At 34.6% G+C, this 19,151-nt stretch carries 14 protein-coding genes and 2 pseudogenes; 7 read left to right on the top strand and 9 right to left on the bottom strand.

Annotated elements, in window-relative coordinates; all coding sequences use genetic code 11:
* The first annotated feature begins 34 nt into the window (after window positions 1–34).
* Window positions 35–910: a protein translocase subunit SecF gene (gene secF, locus OPR48_RS04630; protein ID WP_265025612.1), complete on the top strand. Its 876-nt coding sequence runs from the start codon at window positions 35–37 to the stop codon at window positions 908–910.
* 6 nt (window positions 911–916) lie between these two features.
* Here the strand turns inward: secF and OPR48_RS04625 are convergent, their stop codons facing one another.
* A complete protein-coding gene (locus tag OPR48_RS04625) occupies window positions 917–1,432 on the bottom strand; it encodes a TIGR02281 family clan AA aspartic protease (RefSeq protein WP_265025611.1) in 516 nt (171 codons plus the stop codon).
* 134 nt (window positions 1,433–1,566) lie between these two features.
* On the opposite strand from OPR48_RS04625, the gene yidC reads away from it, so the two are divergent.
* Genes yidC through nusB form a run of 3 tightly spaced genes read left to right on the top strand, consistent with a single transcriptional unit; the run spans window position 1,567 to window position 4,164 of the window.
* Complete coding sequence (yidC, locus tag OPR48_RS04620; protein WP_265025610.1) at window positions 1,567–3,276, top strand: membrane protein insertase YidC; 1,710 nt, start codon at window positions 1,567–1,569, stop codon at window positions 3,274–3,276.
* On the top strand, window positions 3,254–3,682 hold the full coding sequence (locus tag OPR48_RS04615; RefSeq protein ID WP_265025609.1) for a 6,7-dimethyl-8-ribityllumazine synthase: 429 nt from the start codon (window positions 3,254–3,256) through the stop codon (window positions 3,680–3,682). Before yidC ends, OPR48_RS04615 begins: the two co-directional genes overlap by 23 nt.
* Complete coding sequence (gene nusB / locus OPR48_RS04610) at window positions 3,682–4,164, top strand: transcription antitermination factor NusB (RefSeq protein WP_265025608.1); 483 nt, start codon at window positions 3,682–3,684, stop codon at window positions 4,162–4,164. The genes OPR48_RS04615 and nusB overlap by 1 nt, the downstream gene beginning before the upstream one ends.
* 181 nt (window positions 4,165–4,345) lie before the next feature.
* Here nusB and OPR48_RS04605 read toward each other — a convergent pair whose 3' ends face one another.
* From OPR48_RS04605 to yihA, 4 genes are all read right to left on the bottom strand, one after another.
* Entirely contained in the window at window positions 4,346–4,993 is a 648-nt protein-coding gene (locus OPR48_RS04605; RefSeq protein WP_265025607.1) for a hypothetical protein, read from the bottom strand.
* A 78-nt stretch (window positions 4,994–5,071) separates the two neighbouring features.
* Window positions 5,072–5,533 carry a dUTP diphosphatase gene (gene dut, locus OPR48_RS04600; protein ID WP_265025606.1) on the bottom strand — a complete coding sequence of 154 codons (462 nt, stop codon included), beginning with the start codon at window positions 5,531–5,533 and terminating at the stop codon, window positions 5,072–5,074.
* Window positions 5,534–6,345: 812 nt separating this feature from the next.
* Window positions 6,346–7,257 (bottom strand): acetylglutamate kinase, encoded by a 912-nt coding sequence (gene argB / locus OPR48_RS04595; protein WP_320109938.1) that lies wholly within the window; start codon window positions 7,255–7,257, stop codon window positions 6,346–6,348.
* A 4-nt stretch (window positions 7,258–7,261) separates the two neighbouring features.
* Window positions 7,262–7,855 carry a ribosome biogenesis GTP-binding protein YihA/YsxC gene (gene yihA / locus OPR48_RS04590; protein WP_406830813.1) on the bottom strand — a complete coding sequence of 198 codons (594 nt, stop codon included), beginning with the start codon at window positions 7,853–7,855 and terminating at the stop codon, window positions 7,262–7,264.
* A 98-nt stretch (window positions 7,856–7,953) separates the two neighbouring features.
* Here yihA and prfA point away from each other — a divergent pair, with 98 nt between their 5' ends.
* Together prfA and OPR48_RS04580 are read left to right on the top strand one after the other, a co-directional pair.
* Window positions 7,954–9,033 (top strand): peptide chain release factor 1, encoded by a 1,080-nt coding sequence (prfA, locus tag OPR48_RS04585; RefSeq protein ID WP_265025604.1) that lies wholly within the window; start codon window positions 7,954–7,956, stop codon window positions 9,031–9,033.
* 201 nt (window positions 9,034–9,234) lie between these two features.
* A complete protein-coding gene (locus tag OPR48_RS04580; RefSeq protein ID WP_265025603.1) occupies window positions 9,235–10,047 on the top strand; it encodes a hypothetical protein in 813 nt (270 codons plus the stop codon).
* A gap of 991 nt (window positions 10,048–11,038) precedes the next feature.
* On the opposite strand, the gene OPR48_RS04575 is transcribed toward OPR48_RS04580, so the two are convergent.
* Entirely contained in the window at window positions 11,039–13,303 is a 2,265-nt protein-coding gene (locus OPR48_RS04575) for a WD_0033/WD_0034 family tandem repeat-containing protein (RefSeq protein WP_265025602.1), read from the bottom strand.
* A gap of 212 nt (window positions 13,304–13,515) precedes the next feature.
* On the opposite strand from OPR48_RS04575, the pseudogene OPR48_RS04570 reads away from it, so the two are divergent.
* Window positions 13,516–14,356, top strand: a pseudogene (locus OPR48_RS04570) (IS982 family transposase).
* A gap of 588 nt (window positions 14,357–14,944) precedes the next feature.
* On the opposite strand, the pseudogene OPR48_RS07280 reads toward OPR48_RS04570, so the two are convergent.
* The 3 genes and pseudogenes from OPR48_RS07280 to OPR48_RS04555 form a co-directional block, all read right to left on the bottom strand.
* Window positions 14,945–15,190: pseudogene (locus OPR48_RS07280) on the bottom strand (PD-(D/E)XK nuclease family transposase); the annotation flags it as partial.
* A 146-nt stretch (window positions 15,191–15,336) separates the two neighbouring features.
* Window positions 15,337–17,847, bottom strand: coding sequence for a DNA mismatch repair protein MutS (gene mutS, locus OPR48_RS04560; RefSeq protein WP_265025600.1), 2,511 nt, complete (start codon window positions 17,845–17,847; stop codon window positions 15,337–15,339).
* A 382-nt stretch (window positions 17,848–18,229) separates the two neighbouring features.
* Window positions 18,230–19,063, bottom strand: a complete 834-nt coding sequence (locus OPR48_RS04555) for an ankyrin repeat domain-containing protein (RefSeq protein WP_265025599.1) — start codon at window positions 19,061–19,063, stop codon at window positions 18,230–18,232.
* Between the last annotated feature and the right edge of the window lie 88 nt (window positions 19,064–19,151).

Here is a 19,151-nt window from a genome sequence, read left to right as displayed (position 1 = left end):
TATAAAATCCAAGTGATTACTTCAGATAAAAAACATGGCAGTTAGACTCATTCCAGATAACCTCAATATCAAGTTTAGTAAATATAGGGATTTGACTGCATTAATTAGCATTATTCTTATCATCTTTTCAATGCTCATTGTTGTGCTGCGTGGAGTGAACTTAGGCATAGACTTTGCAGGCGGAATTTTGATAGAGATAAAATCTTCAGATGAGAATCACTCTATTCTCGATGCATTAAAAGGAAATGGTTTTACAGTGCAGAGTTCAAAAGCAGGTGATAATTTAGTCATGCGTTTTAAAGATGAAGGAGATGAAGATAAAATCAAAAAGATAAAAAGCATACTAGAAGAAAAGCTGGGGAGCTCAATAAGCTATCGTAAAATAGACTATGTTGGCCCACAAATAAGCTCAACACAAATATTTGAAGGAATGTTATCCATGTTGATCGCGATTGTTGGAATATTTTTTTACGTTTGGTTTAGATTTAATTGGCAATGTGGATTCAGTGGAATAACAGCACTGATTCATGACGTGATTTTAACTGTTGGTTTTATTAGCCTAACTGGCATTGAGTTTAATATTTCATCAGTTGCAGCTCTTCTCACTATCATTGGTTATTCAATCAATAACTCAGTAATTATATACGATCGGATTCGAGAGTATTGCAAGAGTGGTAAAAGTGGGCGGATGAGTGAGATAGTAGATGCAAGTATCAACGCTACATTATTTCGCACTATATTAACCTCGGGTACAACCCTTCTTGCTGCTCTTCCTTTGGCATTAATCTGCACAGATGCAGTGAGAGACTTCAGCTTGATCATTTTTTTTGGTATTTTGATTGGCACTTGTTCTGCAATATTTATTTCTGCTCCTATATTAACCTACAGAGCTTTGATAAGTAGATTGTAGAAGTGTTTAGTCGCGGTATAATATCAACTTATTATCTCTTATAGTGAAATGAAAATACCTTAAAAAGCTCATTCCAAGTAGTGAATGAGACATAGAATGAGTGTTAACGCTTGCCTGTACATCATTAATCAAAAAGTTTCCTATTTTAACTTTAGGTATTTGAACCACTCCAGCTTTTATTTGACCTTTCGCAGTTTCATATATTTTAAAATCCTGAACATTTTGTAAGTTAATACCAACATGTAATGCGTCTTTTTGTGATAGAACAATATCGGTTGCTCCGGTATCAAGCAAAAACGTTATATTGCGATCATTGACTTGAGCCTGAATATAAAAGTGTCCATCATATGACTTCGTAAATTCGATACTTCCACTATTCTGACCACTATTTTGAATTCTTCCTTTATATGGTAAAAAAGTACTGAGAAATCTGTCGCTTAATTTGTCCCTTTGTGAATCAATAAGCATTGCAGTAGCGGCTATTATTAGTAACCAAATAACTAGATTTTTTACCGCGTTCATATTATTAAAATTCGAAGCTATTAAAATAAATTTTAAAGATTAGCGTTAAAAGTTATTATTAAAAATAAGTAAATTTCATTGTTTTAGTACAATATTTAATATACACTTTAAGAAGATATGTTTGATTTAATTTCATGTCAGAAGCAAAAAGTTTAATTTTAGCAGCTATCCTTTCCATGTTGATCATGGTATCTTGGCGTATTATTTATGATAATTTTTTTAGTACAAACCAAAACCAGCCATTGATTGAAAATATTGAACATATCGAATCTTTTAACGACCTTGCTCCTATAATATACCAAAATCGTTCTGAAATTATTAATTTTACTCGAGAACAGAGGGTTAGTTTAACCAATAACATGATTAAAGGATCAATTTCTCTGAAAGGTGCAAGGTTTGATGACTTAATTTTAACTAATTACCACTTAGAACCGAATTCTTCTTCTCCACAAGTGGTGTTACTGTCACCTGCAGAATCAAAAGATGTATATTTCGCAGAATTTGGGTGGCTCGATCCGAATAAAAAGATTAAAGTTCCAGATTCTAAGACAGTCTGGCAAGCTGATGGGGCTGAACTGACTAATCAAAAAGTAGTTAATTTATTTTGGGACAATGAGAATGGCATTGTGTTTAAAATGAAAATTAGCCTTGACGATAACTACATGTTTAAAATTGAGCAGATTGTTGAAAATAACACAAAAGATAATGTAGTTTTGGTTCCTTATGGTAAAATTAACCGTAAACGTGACAATATCAACGAATCTTATTGGATGTCCCATGAAGGAGTACTGGGTGCATTTGATAATAAACTAGAGGAGTGGACATATAAGGATGTCTCTAAGAAACATTTAATAAAAGCAAGCACGAGTGAAAAAAATTGGTTTGGTTTTGCTGATAAATATTGGTTTACAGCTATCATACCTGAGAAATCCGATAAAATAAATGTAAGCATTAAACACACGAACGTTAATAATACTGATAAATTCCAAGTAGATTTTGTCAAACCTTACAAGAGCATACTTCCTGGTGCAAGCGTTTCTAATGTGAATTATTTTTTTGCTGGAGCAAAAAAGTTGAATTTACTGGATTCTTACAAGGATACTCTCAATATACCTTTATTTGATAAAGCTGTAGATTTTGGTGTTCTTTATTTTATAACCAAGCCAGTGTTTTTACTGCTTGAATATTTTAACTTCGTTTTAAAAAATTTTGGCTTAGCAATATTATTGCTGACTTTAGCAATCAAACTTTTGATGCTTCCCTTATCTACTAGATCACATATTTTGACACTTAAGATGAAAAGCCTGCAGCCTGAAGTAGCTCGTATAAAAGAGTTGTATAAAAATGATAGTTTAAAGCAGAATAAGGAAAGAATGGCGTTATACAAGAAAAATAATGTAAATACAATATCAAGCATTTTTCCTACGCTAATACAAATGCCGGTATTTCTTGCTTTATATAAAGTATTATTTGTTACTATAGAGATGAGACACGCCCCTTTTTATCTATGGATTAAGGATCTTTCAGCTCCTGACCCAACGAACATCTTTACATTATTTGGGTTGTTTAATTACAATTTCCCTATTTCTATAGGAATTTTGCCTATAATTTTTGGTATTACTGTGATAATTCAGCAGAAGCTAAGTGAAACCAGCAAAGATGACATTCAAGTAAATGCTATGAAGTTTTTACCTTACATTTCTGTCTTTATTTTTTCTTCTTTTCCTGCCGGCTTGGTAATATATTGGATATTTAATAATATTACAACTTCAATTCAACAATCATTAATAAAGTTGTTTTTAACGAAAAAAATGGTAGTGAATGTCGAAAATACTAATAGTTAATTCAATTTATTATGCTGAAATAGCGAACCTTTTGCTTGAGGGTGTAATTGATAAATTCAAAGGAAATAATGTTGATTATGAGATAATTGAAGTCCCTGGTGCATTTGAGATACCAGCTACAATTCTTTTTGCGGTCAAAAACAAGAATGCTAATTATGATGGTTATTTAGCTCTTGGGTGCGTGATTCGCGGTGAAACTGATCATTATCAATATGTTTGTAAAGGAGTAATCGAAGGCTTAAATGAAGTTATTATGCATTATGTAATGCCCCTTGGTATGGGCGTAATTACCGCTGACAGCAAAGATAAAGCACTAGTTAGAGCTGACAAAAACAAAAAAAACTTTGGTGGCCATGCAGCCTCAACTGTTTTGCATATGATAGATTTATACAACAAATTAAAGTAATGGAGGAAAAACCGGTAGATAAAAAGTGGCGTATAAAAAGAAGTACGGCAAGGTTTCTTGCTGTACAAATTGCTTATTCAAATATTTTCGTAGGTTACAACAAAAGCACTTTTAAATTGGAAAATTGTGAGCTTAAGGACTACATAAGTAAGTTGAGAGATATATTTGAATGTGAAGAATTTGACCATCAGTTCTTAGAAAACTTGTTATATAAGGTTATAAAAAGCAGTGAAGAATATGATAAAATAATAGAGTCTTACTTACACCCAAGCTGGTCCCTCTCACGGTTAAATCTTATAAGCTTATCTATTTTGCGTGTTGCAATATGTGAGTTAGCTAATTGTGATACGCCAGTTCCAGTTGTTATTAATGAATACACTAACATTGCATCTGATTTACTTGATAAACCAAGCGAAATTGGTTTTATTAATGGGTTATTGGATAAGGCAAAAGATGCAGTTAAATTAAATAAAAATCCTTAGCAATTATAGCCAGTTTTACCTCAAGCACAGGGTGTCAGCTACTCGGATGACAAGAGAAGAGGGCAGTGGCATTCTTATCTGTTGCCTTGAGAATCGCAACATCTGTACAGTTATGCACGTGACACTAAAAATCAAAAAAAACAAAGAGGCAGACTTAATCTGCCTCTTTTATTTTAGCTGTCTAGCTTTTTGTTTTGTCTTCAGAAGCAGCTTGTTCAACAATAACTGAGCCTAAATAAGTGTTAACCTCTTTAGCACCATTTTTGTCCAAACCTAATGTTTTATTCCACTCTGCTTCATCTACTGTCTCGAACTTACCTTCTTTGCTTTTCACTTCTAGTGAATCTATCTTGAAGAGTAAAATATTGCCCATCATCATATTATTGGTAGGCTGATCATCAACAATAATACGGTAGTTCTTGCCTTCTAAGCTGAAATCTATATAATATTTACCCTCTTTCACCTTACCTTTTTCATCTTTAACTTGGTTATCCTTTTTCATTTCCTCATACACCTCTTTTGTTACTAGCAATGCTGCTTGTTTACTATCATTAACAATAATCTTCGGAGCTTTCAACTCAGATATTTCGTTATTTTTTATGATAGCAGATATTGCTAGACTAGTTAGCGCAATAGCAACAAATGCTAATACACCGATTCCAAGTGGTGTAGCTGCAAAAGCTGCAAGTGGAGCTAGCATGGAAGTTGAAGACACCCAATATGGTGATGAAAGTGCTACTGCTGCGCCTATGACATACAGAGAAGTAAATGCAACAAGTGCAGTGTTTGCTTTGTGGGATTGATCACGATGATTTTTAAAAGTTAGCATAAACGACCTCGTTTAATAAAATATTAATATGCTTAAATTGTGTATAAAAAAACTGCCATAGTCAAGCTTTTTCGCAAATTACCTGCCACTTGAGCCAAAGCCCCCTGCATTGCGACCGGTTTTTTCTGCGCAGAATTCTTCTCTGTCATCCCAAATTACCTGAGATACAGGAGAAATAAGGATTTGTGCAATTCTATCTCCCCTTTTTATTTCGTATGGTTGATTACTTAGATTAATTAGGCAAATTTTAACCTCACCTCGATAATCAGAGTCTATAGTGCCCGGAGAATTTAAGACAGTGATTCCATGTTTTGCAGCAAGACCAGAACGTGGGCGGATTTGCCCCTCAAAACCGTTTGGTATTGCAATCACAATTCCAGTTGGAACAAGTAATTTTTCAAGTGGATTTAAAACAGCAGAGTCATTCAATGCAGCATAAAGATCCATACCAGCACTCTGCACAGTTGCATAACATGGAAGAGACAAGTCTTCTCCGTGTGATAATCTTTTTATTTCTACTTTAATTTTACTTCTTTGCACTCCAATTTACCAGCTTATGAAGACTCAATTATAGCATGTAAATTATATCTGCAAAAGTAATAAATGTTACATCGTAAATGATGTCATTCCAGCGTGTGACGCTAGGCCATAAAATTCCTTGACATATTTCGCCAGCCCCCTTATCATGACAGTGAAGCTATTTATTTATCTTCGCAATCTCTGCAGTGGATTAATGACAAAAAAACTTAATGTATTTAGCGTAAATCATGCTTAATTTTTTGCACTATGTGCACCTCATGTCTTTATAAAACTTTTAGGTTTCTACCTATACAAGCCGAAACGCGCTTATAAAGCGTTTAAGACAGTAAAAGACGTCAAATAGACAAGGGAGAATTTGAATACTAGCTACCCTAGGTTTTCTTTGCCTTTTTTTCCACTTGGTAAATTTCTTAACGTTTATAATTTAGGTTAGTCGTATTTAAAAGCAGCTAAATTGCAGCGTTTAGAATAAAAAACGCCAATATTTTGAAGTACATATAAATAACTAGTTAACCATGGGGCTTCTTTTGCCTTTTTTTTCATTTGGTAAATTTCTTAAATATTTATAGCTAAACGACAACCGTCATCCCTGTAAAGGTCAAGTATCCCGCTACGCGTTAGCGGGATCTATGCTAAGAGATACCGTGACGGTATGACGGTTCGCGGCAGTATGACGATAACCTCGTCATCCCGCTACGCATTAGCGGCTAAGAGATACCGCGGCGGTATGACGGCGTTATTTTATGCTCACCAACTTAGCTGGATCCAAGTAGTCAAGGCACTGGCATCCCTGGTAGACAACATTCGTGTAGTTATAAATCACTCACAATTGATATACTCGAATTATTTTCAGTAAATAAATCAAGCATAATGTTAGGTATTCTACCATCAACTATGTGAACAACTCCAGCACATTCCTCTACCACTTTAGTATATGCCATGAGCCTTCCAATAAATTTTTCTCCTTGAATTTTGCCACAATCAATCGATGCATTTAAATTTTTAACAGATATCTTCCTGCCACCAATTTTATCTATTTCTTCATCTGTGTCACTCAAGATTATCATTTTAGATGCAGAAACTGCAATTGCGATTGCGCTTGCAGTACTATCGGCATCAATATGATATGTTTCCCCATCTTTTCCATGACCAATTGGTGCAATAACTGGTATAAAATCTGATTCTTCAATAAAAAATAATATATCAGGATTGATTTCAGTGGGTCTACCGATGAACCCCATGTCTAATATCTTTTCGATATTATTTGATCTATCTTCTCTAAGCGTAGCGGTTATTTTTTCGGCTTTAATTAAGTTGCCGTCTTTTCCACATAATCCAATAGCTGAACCACCAGCAGAATTTATATGCTGAACAATTTTTTTATTAACTGAACCACACAGTGCCATTTCAATGATTTTCATAGTGTCTTTGTCTGTAAGTCTGATACCATTCACAAACTTACTGTCCATACCCAGCATTTTTAACACTGAGTTAATTTCATATTCTCCGTCATGAACTATCACCGGATTTATACCAAGCTGCTTTAATAAGACAACATTATGCACAAAAGTATAGAATAGTCTTTCATCTGAGATCGTTATTCCGCCGCATTTAATGACAAAAGTTTCGCCCACAAAGCTAGGTATGTTAGATAACACTTCAAGTAATATTTCTGCTTTTTGTTCAAATGATACCTCACCCTTTAAAAATTCACTACTTTTCATTTTTTTATCTTGTAAACTTGAAAAACTCATCTTTTACCTTGGTTATTTTATGCTTAACACGAATGCTTATTTGATGAATTGACACATTCTCATTATTAATCCATTTTTGAATATCTTCTATAACAGCACCTAAGCTTTTTTGACTTACTTTATCTATTTTTGTTAGCACAACGTTAAAGTTAATATTATTATATATTAACCAATAAATGAAGTCTTTGTCTATTTCTTTTAATCCTACCTTGCTATCTATCAACACAAACACTCTTCTTAGATTTCTTCTTTGAATTAGATAATACTCAATTAAGTTTAAATATTGTATAATTTCCTCCTTACCTGCATGAGAATAACCATACCCTGGTAGGTCAACAAGCCTGAACTTATCATTGTACATAGAGTAAAAATTTATTTGTCTAGTGCATCCAGGTTTAGAGGAAACTCTGGCAGCTTTTTTGCTGTTTATCAGTAAGTTAATCAGACTGGATTTTCCTACATTTGATCTACCAGCAAACGCAATCTCTGGAGCTGATTCATCTGGTAATGATTTTATGTCCGAAGCTCCAAATATGAAATTGCAGTTTGATGTTATCTGTTTTGCCATTATATTCAACTAGAAGGTAGTAGGTATATTATAGTGTTATTGCTTGATATAAGAAATTTTTTATTTCAGTATATATTACTTAGCTAGATCTGTGCTATATGGATATGGAAAATAATTTACAAGACTTAAAGAAAAAATTTAATGATATAGAGAGGAATTTGGAAAATCCTACCAATTTAAGTCAAAAAGAATTCATTACCCTTTCAAAGGAATATTCTGAGCTCAGGCCAATAATCAAGATAATTGATGAATATAACACGCTGAAAGAGGAAATTTCAGACTTAGAAGAAATAATGAAAGATGAAAACAGCGAAGGTGATATAAAAGAGTTAGCAAAAGAAGAATTTTTCGAAAAGCACAAGGTATTATTGCCAAAAGTAAAAGCAAAACTAAAGTTAGCATTATTGCCCAAAGATGAAGATGACTCAAGAAATGCAATATTGGAAATCAGAGCAGGTACAGGAGGAGGAGAAGCAGCATTATTTGCAGCAATGTTATTTCGTATGTATCAAAAATATGCAGAAAGAAGAAATTGGAAGTTCGAGCCAATAAGCATTTCTAATACAGGTATAGGTGGCTATAAGGAAGCTTCTGCACTCATTAATGGAACAGAAGTTTTTGCAAGGTTGAAATTTGAATCAGGGGTGCACAGAGTACAGAGAGTGCCAGAAACTGAATCCTCAGGAAGGTTGCATACCTCTGCCGCTACTGTTGCGATATTACCTGAAGTAGAAGAGGTTGACTTTAAAATAGAAGAAAAAGACTTACGAATAGATGTTTATAGATCCAGTGGTCCTGGAGGGCAATCAGTGAATACAACTGACAGCGCAGTAAGGGTCACCCACTTGCCAACAGGGATAGTTGTGATACAGCAAGATGAAAAATCGCAGCACAAAAATAAAGCTAAAGCGCTCAAAGTATTGAGGGCAAGGCTATACGAAATTGAAAGACAAAAAAAAGAAATGGAAAGGTCAACAATGAGAAAAAGTCAGATTGGCTCTGGGGATCGCTCCGAGCGCATAAGAACATATAACTTTCCACAATCAAGAATAACAGATCATAGAATTAATCTAACTTCACATCGGCTAGAGCAGATTATAAAAGAAGGTGAACTAGATGAATTTATTGAGGCATTAATTTCACGTAATGAAGCAGAAAGATTGGCCGGAGAGAGTTAAAATTGATTAAACAATTCTGCAATTGTTTTTTAATCAAAACAGGCTTATACACGTACTCTGCTTGTAGTTCTTTTCACAGAGATTTCAAACCCCCTAATACTTAATGCTAAGACTAATCTATTTTTTTTTAAATATTTCTATTGATTTCTTGATAAATACTAATATGGTATTAATGTACTAACTAATAATAGTAGTAAAGAAATGCATAATAGTCCTAATGATATAAGCGGTGAAGTAATTCAAGAATTGAACGATTCAGCGAGACGCGGGCGAATAAACAAATTTAGAGAGACATTTAATAGCCTCAGTAACTACCATAAACAGTGTTACCTTAACATAACAACACTGAAGGGTCATGCTAGAGCTATGTCTCTTATACTGAGAGTAGTGGCAAAAGATCAAGCTGTTGACATATTTGATGATCTACTCGAAAAGAATCAAGATTCTGCGTTCAGTATATTGAAAGCTACCTATCATTCTCAACGTGCTTCATATAAAACTCTATTTGATAAATTAAATTATCCGCAAAAAGAAGGCTATCGTGCATATTTAGACAAGGCATCGGCCAGAATTCGGTCTACCTCAAGGAAATTTTACTTAAACAATAAAGAGGGTTCAAGCAAGATAAGAACCGAAAACTCCAATACAGACAGTTTAGATAATGAATCGTTAGCGCAAAAAAGAAAGAGATCTTTTCAGGATGAATTTTCAACGTTAAATAATTCAATAAATTTCCTTCCAAATTCTGCTCCGTTAGAGGAGATAACTGATCAATATGGGTTGAATCCCAGAGGCGTCGTTCCAAAATCTACTCTTGCGGGCAATTGCGTCGTCGATTTGGATGGTATACTTTCAAAGTTAGGGGATCAATCATGCGATGAATTGATCTCCTGGGTGACTGGAGAACAGCCATCAAATAGTCTTCAACTCCCAATATTAGAAAAGTTTGATAGACTAGATAAGTTGGAAGAAATACGTATAGAACCAGCAGCAAAGCGCCAACGCATATTATAATAATAACTGAAAATGAGAAAATCTATATGGTGATTATAGATCTTCTCCAGACCTTGAAAACAATAAGTAGACAGTAAAAATAAGTTCTAGTACTATCGCGGATAAAACAAGAATAGCTACACTGATTGTTTGACCATTGTAAACGTAGCTTGTTAAGCCGATAAAAATAGCCATGATAAAAGCTCTAATAAAGGCTAATGCACAAGAGCTACTCAGGATATATGGGAGTTAACTCATTAGACTTTTTGCATAGCTTTTGGCAGCGCATTGGATGAAACGAAAAACTTCCTTGACAAACTCCGCCAGCCCCCTTATCATGAGACTGAAGCTATTTATTTATCTTCTCTGTACAGATTAAATGACAAAAAAACTCAACGTATTTGGCGTCTCATGTTTAATTTTTTGCACTATGTGCACCTTATGTCTTTATCAAATTTCTAGGTTTTTACCTACACAAGCTGAAATACGCTTATAAAGCATTTAAAACATCAAAAAACGCCAACTTAAAAAATGGATAGTGAATAACTAGCTACCCTAGGGTTTCTTTTGCCTTTTTTCTGTTTAGTAAATTTCTTAACGTTTATAATTTAGATTAGTTGCGGTTTAAAAGCAGCTGAATCGCGGTTATTAAACGTTTAGAATAAAAAAACGCCATACTTGAAAGTATAATGTAAGTAACTAGCCAACCACGGGGCTTCTTTTGCCTTTTTTTTTATTTGGTAAATTTCTTAATATTTATAGCTAAACGACAACCGTCATCCCGCTACTTGTTAGCGGCTAAGAGATACCGTGGCGGTATGACGGTTCGTGGTGGCATGACGATAAGCTCGTCATCCCGCTGCTTGTTAGCGGGATCTAGAGATACCGTGACGGTATGACGAGGAAGAACAGTTGCTACGTGTTAGCGCCGCGGCGGTATGACGTAGGGAAACCTTTCTTGGGTTAGCTATAAAACTAATCAGCATCTTGTTTAGCACATATAAATTAAGTTTCACAAATATAGTGTAAAACCTTGAAAATATGTTATAGCTACTTCTTCCAATTTAGTGGTGGGTTTTGGCAGTACACATGCTATTTTACCAGCTATCAACTCAAGTGTCACAGAAGTTACAATTATTGCATCTATATTCTGTGCTTTAACATCTACTCTACTTTCTATTAGAGGCTTTACCCCCCCTACATCATTACGTACAGCAGTATGATTTATTTCATTTTCAATTCCACTACTATGCTGCAACAAGATATCCCCATTAATTTTTATTTCAACATTTTTGTCACTACTACCATTGTTAAAATTTAATCCCTCATCTCTTTTACTTTGTCTTTTTTGTCTTTTTTCTTTTAATTTTAATTCAGTTTCTCTTTTATCAAGGGTAGGAAATGGGATGTGAGTTTTTTCCTGACCATCTTGATTTATAGCTCTTGTTGTATTGACAACTTCGTTGCTTTGACATGATATTGTATAAGTAAGTGGTGTGTAGATTTTTTCTTCACTATCTGGATATTTTATAGTTATTGTTGCATTAAGAATGTCTTTCAGAATATCATTTTCTCTAGCTATGTCTAAAATTTCTTGAATAACTTTGCGATCATGTAATGCGGCAAGTAACTTATCAGTTACTTTTTGATTATTTTTATGTTTTATGGTTATTGTTGTGTTAAGAATGTCTTTCAGAATACCGTTTTCTTTAGCTACTCTTAACATTTTCTCAACAGCTATACTATCTTTACGTAGTATAGCATAAGCAAGTGGTGTGCAAGTTTCTTCCTGACCATCTGGATATTTTATAGTTGTTGTTGCGTCAAGAATGTCTTTCAGAATACCGTTTTCTTTAGCTACTCTTAACATTTTCTCAACAGCCATACTATCTTTACGTAGTATAGCATAAGCAAGTGGTGTAACAGTTACTCTCCGACCATCTGGACATTTTATAGTTATTGTTGCGTTAAGAATATCTTTCAGAATACCGTTCTCCTTAGAGACTTTTAAAATTTCTTCAATAGCTATACTATTTTCACGCAGTATAGCATAAGCAAGTAGTGTGTAAGTCACTTCCCGGCTATCTGAATGTTTTATAGTTGTTGTTGCGTCAAGAATATCTTTCAGAATACCGTTTTCTTTAGAGACTTTTAAAATTTCTTCAATAGTTTTGCTATTTTTACATGATATGGCGTAAGTAAGCGGTGTGTAAATTTCTTCCTGACCATCTAGATATTTTATAGTTGTTGTTGCGTCAAGAATATCTTTCAGAATACCGTTTTCTTCAGCTGCTACTAGAATTTCTTTAATAATTTTGCCATCCTCCCAGAACATAGCATGAGCAAGTGGTGTGTAAGTCACTTCCCGGCTATCTAAATGTTTTATAGTTATTGTTGTGTCAAGAATATCTCTCAGAATACCGTTTTCTTTAGCTACTCTTAACACTTTCTCAACAGCTATACTATCTCTACGTAGTATAACATAAGCAAGTAGTGTGTAAGTCACTTCCCGGTCTAGATATTTCATGGTTGTTGTTGTGTTAAGAATATCTTTCAGAATACTGTTCTCTTCAGCTGCTACTAGAATTTCTTTAATAGCTTTGCTATCCTTCCAGAACATAGCATGAGCAAGTGGTGCGTAAGTTACTTCCTGGTTATCTGGATATCTTATAGTTGCTGTTGTGTTAAGAATATCTTTCAGAATACCGTTCTCCTTAGAAACTTTTAAAATTTCTTCAATAGCTATACTATCTCCACATAGTATAGCATAAGCAAGTGGTGTAACAGTTGCTCTCCGACCATCTAGATATTTTATAGTTATTGTTGCGTCAAGAATATCTTTCAGAATACCGTTCTCCTTAGAGACTTTTAAAATTTCTTTAATAGCTTTGCTATTTTTACATAATATGGCATAAGTAAGCGGTGTGTAAATTAATGAATCATCACTAATTATTTTTGCACTAAGAACACTCTTTAAAAGGTTGCTCAACTTGGCTTGTTGCAAAATATCCTTTACAGCTTGACTATTCTCGCAAAATGTAGCATGAGTAAGTAGTGTAAAAGTTGATTCTTTACCCCGATGTTTGCTTACTTCCGTAGTAAGAATCCTTTGTTTTTCCTTTTCAGATATTTTTTCTAGTTCTTCAGCAATGCTACTTTTTTTGCCTTTTATTTTTGATGCTAATTTTAAAATACTTTTTTCATCTTTCTCTTTCAATTTCGAATCATTTGCCTGATAAGTTATTTTTCTTCCCAAGATCTTTCTTAAACTAAACATAATATTTTCTCTCTTCTTTTTAAGGTTATAGTATTTGCTTTTATAAGTCAGTTGTGTTGACAATGTATTAATTGCATAGCTCAGACATTGTTTTATAGAGTAAAATTTTAGTAGACCACCTTACAAACCCCAGTTGCGAATTAGAAAGCAGTGAAAAAGCCAGGAAAATAGGGTAACCTCCGTAAATTATTCACAAAATAGAGAGGTTACCCATGAATAAAAATATAACAGAATTATTTTGCCTGATCGACGATTTTTGCAATTCAGTTGACAAAAATTTTGCAGAAAAACTTCTACCAAGTGGCAAAAAACCAACCAGGACGCCAGAGATTACGCATTCAGAGATTTTTACCATAATATTGCTATATCAAGTGCGACAATTTTAAAATTTTCTATGTGCATTATTTGAAATTATTATACGAAACAGCGTTTCCAAAATTGCCATCCTATAGTAGGTTTATTAGGCTAAAATCGCGGGTTTTATGGTATTTAGCGCTCTTAATGCAATGGTTTTGCGAACAGTCAAAAGTGACAGGGATTTCGTACATAGATGCAACATCTATCGCTGTTTGCCATCCAAAAAGGACCTCGAGAAACAAAGTTTTCAAAGGGTTGGCAAAGATTGGAAAGACTACCTATGGGTGGTTTTTCGGTACATCTAGTAATCAACGAAACTGGCAAAATTCAAGGGGTTACGGTGACAAAAGGCAACATTGATACCTGTGCCAAATTTAACTCAGAAATTGACTGGATTATTGTTTGGAGATAAAGGATATATCAAAAAAGATCTTTTTCACGAATTATTCGATAGAGGGTTAAAGCTTGTAACCAGTATAAAAAAAGGTATGAAAAACTCATTAATGGTGCTAAATGAGAAGATTTTGTTAAGAAAAAGATCGATTATTGAGACAGTTTTTGGCTCTCTGAAAAACAAATTTGAGATTGAGCATACTCGCCACAGATCACCGATAAATTTTTTGGTACACATTTTTTCTACGCTTGTTTCATATTCCATGCAGCCGCTGCATTTCTAAGCTTTACTTCGTTGGCTAATCCGCAACTGGGGTTTGAAGTCTGCTCGTTTTCACACGAATTAATGTTACAAATTCTATCCATTTCATTATAAAACGGCATTCGCTTTCTCCATTTTCCTTTACCTACACTACCATCAGCATTCCTTGCGGTTTGCTTGCCATATAGGCGAAAATACAGGCTTACCCTGTTCCTTCTGTCATACAACAGTGGGTTAGGTGGCTTCTCTATACCGGTGATTTGCGTACATCCAGAAATGAAGAATGCAACTTATCCACATTACCTTTTGGTCAGAGCTTATCAGCATCTTTAGCTCTTTAATCTTTACGATACTTATGAAGCTTTACTTACGTTCACCATACCACTTAGCCTAGCCCTCCAACCACATGATGCTTGTAGTTTATGCTATTCTCACGATTTAGCATCTTCTTTTTCAAGAGGAGGTTCATTGTCCGCATCGCTCGGCACCAATCGGTTGCCCGATTCGCACTGATGCGTAGACTCAGATGGCAAAACATCTGGTTCAATAAGTTTTAAAATCCTTTCAGTTTCTTTCTGAATGAATTCCTCTCCTTTTAAACAATATGACCGAAGACTTTCAGGTCGCACCATTTCGACTATTACTTGCACCCCATTTTCATCCCTGCAGAGTACATCAACGATACTTTGTTTTTTAGAGGCAATTTCAGCATCTTGAATAGTGCTGAGGAATTCTATTTCTTTTATTTCATCTTTGCCAGTGAACCCCAAAATATCATTGAGAAAGTGAATGAGGATGTCTTTATTTTTTTCAGTGCCAAAGATACGCCGGAACGCAACATCATTCTTGGGATCAAGAAATTTAGAAAGAGCCATAGTAAAAATACTGAGAAAAGATTAATAATTATACACACAATTATTCAACCATATTTTAAGCTTACAATTTTGAGCTTAATTTGACACATATGGTGGACTGTGTGGGCAACTCTTCACTTAAACAATAGTTATGTAAGAATTTCCTCTCAAGCCTTTAGCTCCTCAAACACCTCACTTGCTCTATTTAAAACAGAATCAGGAAAACCAGCAAGTTTTGCCACATGTATTCCATATGACTCATCTGCAATGCCTTCAATTACTTCATGTAGAAAGATAACCTCTCCGTTCCACTCTCTTATTTTTACACAAAAACATTTCACGTTCTTCAAGTATTTGCTTACTTTAGTTAATTCATGATAATGAGTTGCAAAAATGGCGCGGCACTTATTTACATTGTGAATATGTTCAATCACCGCCTGTGCAATAGATAATCCATCATACACCCCTGTGCCCCTACCAATTTCATCAAGTATCACCAAGGAACGGTCCGTTGCCTGATTTACTATCGTTGCTGTTTCGATCATCTCTACCATGAAGGTAGAATAACCAGCTGTTATATTATCTGTTGCACCAACCCTGCTGAATATCTTGTCAATCACTCCAATATGCGCACTCTCTGCTGGCACAAATGACCCCATGTGAGCTAAAACTGCAATGAGAGCGTTTTGCCTCAAGAAAGTGCTTTTTCCAGCCATATTAGGACCAGTAATTAGATGTATACTAGCTAAATTGATGCTATTTGCAATGAATTTATCGTTAATTTCAACCACTGGATGTCTTCCGCTACAGATATTGAACTCTTTGCTGTCATCAATAATGGGTTTTACGTAATTATTTTGCACTGCAAGCTCTGCAAACGCGGTTCTAATATCAAGTTTTGCCAAAGCATTTGCAGCAAGAGCAATTTTTTCAGATTCTTTAGCGACTTCACTACACAGTTCACTAAAAATTTTCATTTCTAAGCCGATTGCAGCATCACGTGCCGTAAGAATTTTATTTTCTAGTTCTTTCAATTCATTAGTAGTGTAGCGCATGCTATTTGCTAAGCTTTGCCTATGAATAAATATATCCAAAGTTATTTTGTGATTTGCCGACACTTCAACGTAATAACCGAGTATGTTGTTGTGTAATATTTTGAGTGCGGCAATGCCAGTTAGGTTGCGATAAGATTCACGGAGTTTGGTTATCAACTTGTTACTGTTATTTAATATGTAGGATAACTCAGATAATTCTGAGTTGTATTTTGAGTGAATAAACCCTCCTTCTTTCATGGAACTGAGGTTATTATCAAGTATAGCACTATTTAGCAGTTCAAATAGATCTTTATGATTGCCAAGGCTTTTATGTATTGTGTTTAGTTCACTCTCGTCACTACTTATCACCTGAGTAGTAGACACTGGTTCCTTTCCTCTGGTCAAGCACTGGAATGACATCTGAGAGTTAGTTGCTGATTTTTCACTTAAACAATAATTATGCAAGGTAGACAGAAACTCAGACAACTCTAAAGTTTTTCCGAGGCCTATTTTTAATAGGTTCATATCCTTTGGTGAACCACGCCCTAGTATTAAGCGCGATAAAGACCTCTCAATATCTGGAATGTTAGATAATATTTCTCGTATTTTTCTGCGTGGCTCATGATTATTTACAAAAAATTGAGCGGTGCTGAGCCTCAAATTGATTGCCTTGGAGCAAGCAAGTGGTGAAGCAAGCATTTGTTTTAACAGGCGTCCACCAGAGGCTGTAACTGTGTGATCAATAACTGAAATTAGTGAACCTTTCTTTTCACCAAATTGAGTTGAAAACAACTCAAGATTTCTCCTTGCTGAAGCATCAATAAGCATGAAATTTTGTTGCTTATAGGTTTTTGGGAATTCAAGCCTTGGAATAGAGCCCCTTTGTGTTACTCTGACATATTCAAGTAGTGCACCACACGCCATGATTTCTACTTTGCTGAAATTTCCTATACTCCCAAGTTCCCTGATTTTATAAAACTCGCATAATGTTCTGTGAGATTTACTATACTCAAAAAAGCTCTGTGCGTGTTGCGTAATTGATATTTTATAATTTTTTAAAACCGATCTAATTTTTTCGTCCTCAGTGAATTTTTCAGAAATTAATAATTCTCTTGGTGATATACGCAACAAATCACTATCTAGAGCTTTCAAACTCGTTAAAGTGTGAAAAAATTTTCCCGTTGATAATTCAAGCCAACTAATAGCATATTCGTCATTTTGTTCAACTATGGACGCGAGATAATTATTGCTTTTATCCTCTAATAGTGAATCTTCTATAATTGTACCTGGAGTTACAACTCGCACTACATCACGTTTTACTATGGATTTATAGCCCCTCTTTTTTGCTTCATCAGCAGTTTCTAATTGGTCACAGATTGCTACTTTGAATCCTAAATCTATTAGCTTGTGTAGGTAAGATTCGCTACTGTGTGCTGGCACTCCACACATTGGTATTTCTTGCCCACACGAATTACCTCTCTTAGTGAGCACTATATTCAGCAATTTCGCAGCTTTAATAGCATCATCGAAAAACAACTCATAAAAATCTCCTAGCCTATAAAATAGCAGATGATCCTTGTATTGAGCTTTCAGGTTTAAATATTGCTCCATCACAGGAGTGTTTCTTTCTTTCACAAAGCTCATAATATTTTTTAATATATTGTATTGGTAATAAATTCAATGTTATTATAGATTATATTGCACATGTGAATAACATAAATTTTAAATAGGTGTATAGAGGGGAAAATTTAAAACAATTAAATTTCCTGGATCACGGTGTTAGCTACTTGGATGACATAAAGAGTAGGAGTATCAGTTGTCATTCCAGCGCGTGACGCTGGAATCCAGAGTATCCTAATTACAAGGTTTATTATTTAGTTTGAAAAATACTATAGCTTTTTCTATAGCTAAGCTGACTTAGATTTACCGACAATTTGAAAAACGACAAATTCGTCATTCCGCTACTAGTTAGCGGAATCTATGCCAAGATACCGCGAATGAATCGCGGTATGACGTGTTGCTTGGGTCAGCTATATGTAGGTTGTGGCCCTTCTTTATTATTTTTATTAGCGGCAGTTGCATCACCAACGGATATTTCAGAGCTAACAGTGCTAATAGTTTTTTCTATCGCTTTAGCCTGTTCATAGTCTTGACTCAAAAAATACATGGCCAGCCCAACAGCTATACTAGCAACAAGAACAGGTGCTATCATTACACCTAGTATCATACCACCAGAAAGATTTACTGCAACACATACACCAGCTCCAAGTACAACACCAAGAAAACCACTAATCATTATGCCAGGCACCAAACTGCCTATCATAGCGCTTTCTTTTTTCGTATTAGCTTGTTTTTTCATACTTTTAATAAGCACTTCTTTTGTTTTTCCTTGAGCTAAATCTAAAGGAATTTTATTATCCGCGTTTTGTATCAAAGGATTTGCACTATATGCAACAAGAAGGGTGGTTATTTCTTCAGTTTTATTACCTATAACTGCATGATGTAGTAATGTATTTCCCTTTTCATCTTTAAAGTTTATATGAGTACGAAGTTCCTCATCTAGATTTCTTGCTGGGTTGTTTTTTGCATATATCCTAGATTGTATTGCTCCATCTAAGTATTGTATTACTTGTTCTAGTGATTGCTCGCCAGGATTTTGTATAAAATGAAGCAGAATTTCGTGTACTATCGCTTCCTTTGTAGTTTGTGGGCAGCGTAAAGCACATGCAAATGTGTCTTTATTAATAGTTATTTCTTTTTCTTTTCCAAGAAAATCTCTTAACTTCTCAATTCTACTTATACTGTTATTTTCGCTAGTAATTATCGATTGTAAAGCTTTTCTGTTATCGTCACCAGTCATGCTATCCTCCTTGATTTGATTGCATTACTCATTAATAAATAATATAATAAATCCTGCTAAAAGTCAAGCAATTGATTAATAAGTTAAT

The sequence above is a fragment of the Wolbachia endosymbiont (group A) of Bibio marci genome (assembly GCF_947251645.1).
Classification (GTDB): Bacteria; Pseudomonadota; Alphaproteobacteria; order Rickettsiales; family Anaplasmataceae; genus Wolbachia.
This window is presented reverse-complemented; position numbering and strand designations above follow the sequence as displayed.

What these genes read in the sequence shown, in the direction of transcription:
- OPR48_RS04575 (WP_265025602.1), bottom strand. Translation starts at nt 13,303, where the DNA reads ATGTTTAGTTTAAGAAAGATCTTGGGAAGAAAAATAACTTATCAGGCA.
- yihA (WP_406830813.1), bottom strand. Translation starts at nt 7,855, where the DNA reads ATGGCAAAACAGATAACATCAAACTGCAATTTCATATTTGGAGCTTCG.
- prfA (WP_265025604.1), top strand. Translation starts at nt 7,954, where the DNA reads ATGGATATGGAAAATAATTTACAAGACTTAAAGAAAAAATTTAATGAT.
- OPR48_RS04615 (WP_265025609.1), top strand. Translation starts at nt 3,254, where the DNA reads ATGTCGAAAATACTAATAGTTAATTCAATTTATTATGCTGAAATAGCG.
- yidC (WP_265025610.1), top strand. Translation starts at nt 1,567, where the DNA reads ATGTCAGAAGCAAAAAGTTTAATTTTAGCAGCTATCCTTTCCATGTTG.
- mutS (WP_265025600.1), bottom strand. Translation starts at nt 17,847, where the DNA reads ATGAGCTTTGTGAAAGAAAGAAACACTCCTGTGATGGAGCAATATTTA.
- OPR48_RS04625 (WP_265025611.1), bottom strand. Translation starts at nt 1,432, where the DNA reads ATGAACGCGGTAAAAAATCTAGTTATTTGGTTACTAATAATAGCCGCT.
- OPR48_RS04605 (WP_265025607.1), bottom strand. Translation starts at nt 4,993, where the DNA reads ATGCTAACTTTTAAAAATCATCGTGATCAATCCCACAAAGCAAACACT.
- nusB (WP_265025608.1), top strand. Translation starts at nt 3,682, where the DNA reads ATGGAGGAAAAACCGGTAGATAAAAAGTGGCGTATAAAAAGAAGTACG.
- OPR48_RS04555 (WP_265025599.1), bottom strand. Translation starts at nt 19,063, where the DNA reads ATGACTGGTGACGATAACAGAAAAGCTTTACAATCGATAATTACTAGC.
- argB (WP_320109938.1), bottom strand. Translation starts at nt 7,257, where the DNA reads ATGAAAAGTAGTGAATTTTTAAAGGGTGAGGTATCATTTGAACAAAAA.
- OPR48_RS04580 (WP_265025603.1), top strand. Translation starts at nt 9,235, where the DNA reads ATGCATAATAGTCCTAATGATATAAGCGGTGAAGTAATTCAAGAATTG.
- secF (WP_265025612.1), top strand. Translation starts at nt 35, where the DNA reads ATGGCAGTTAGACTCATTCCAGATAACCTCAATATCAAGTTTAGTAAA.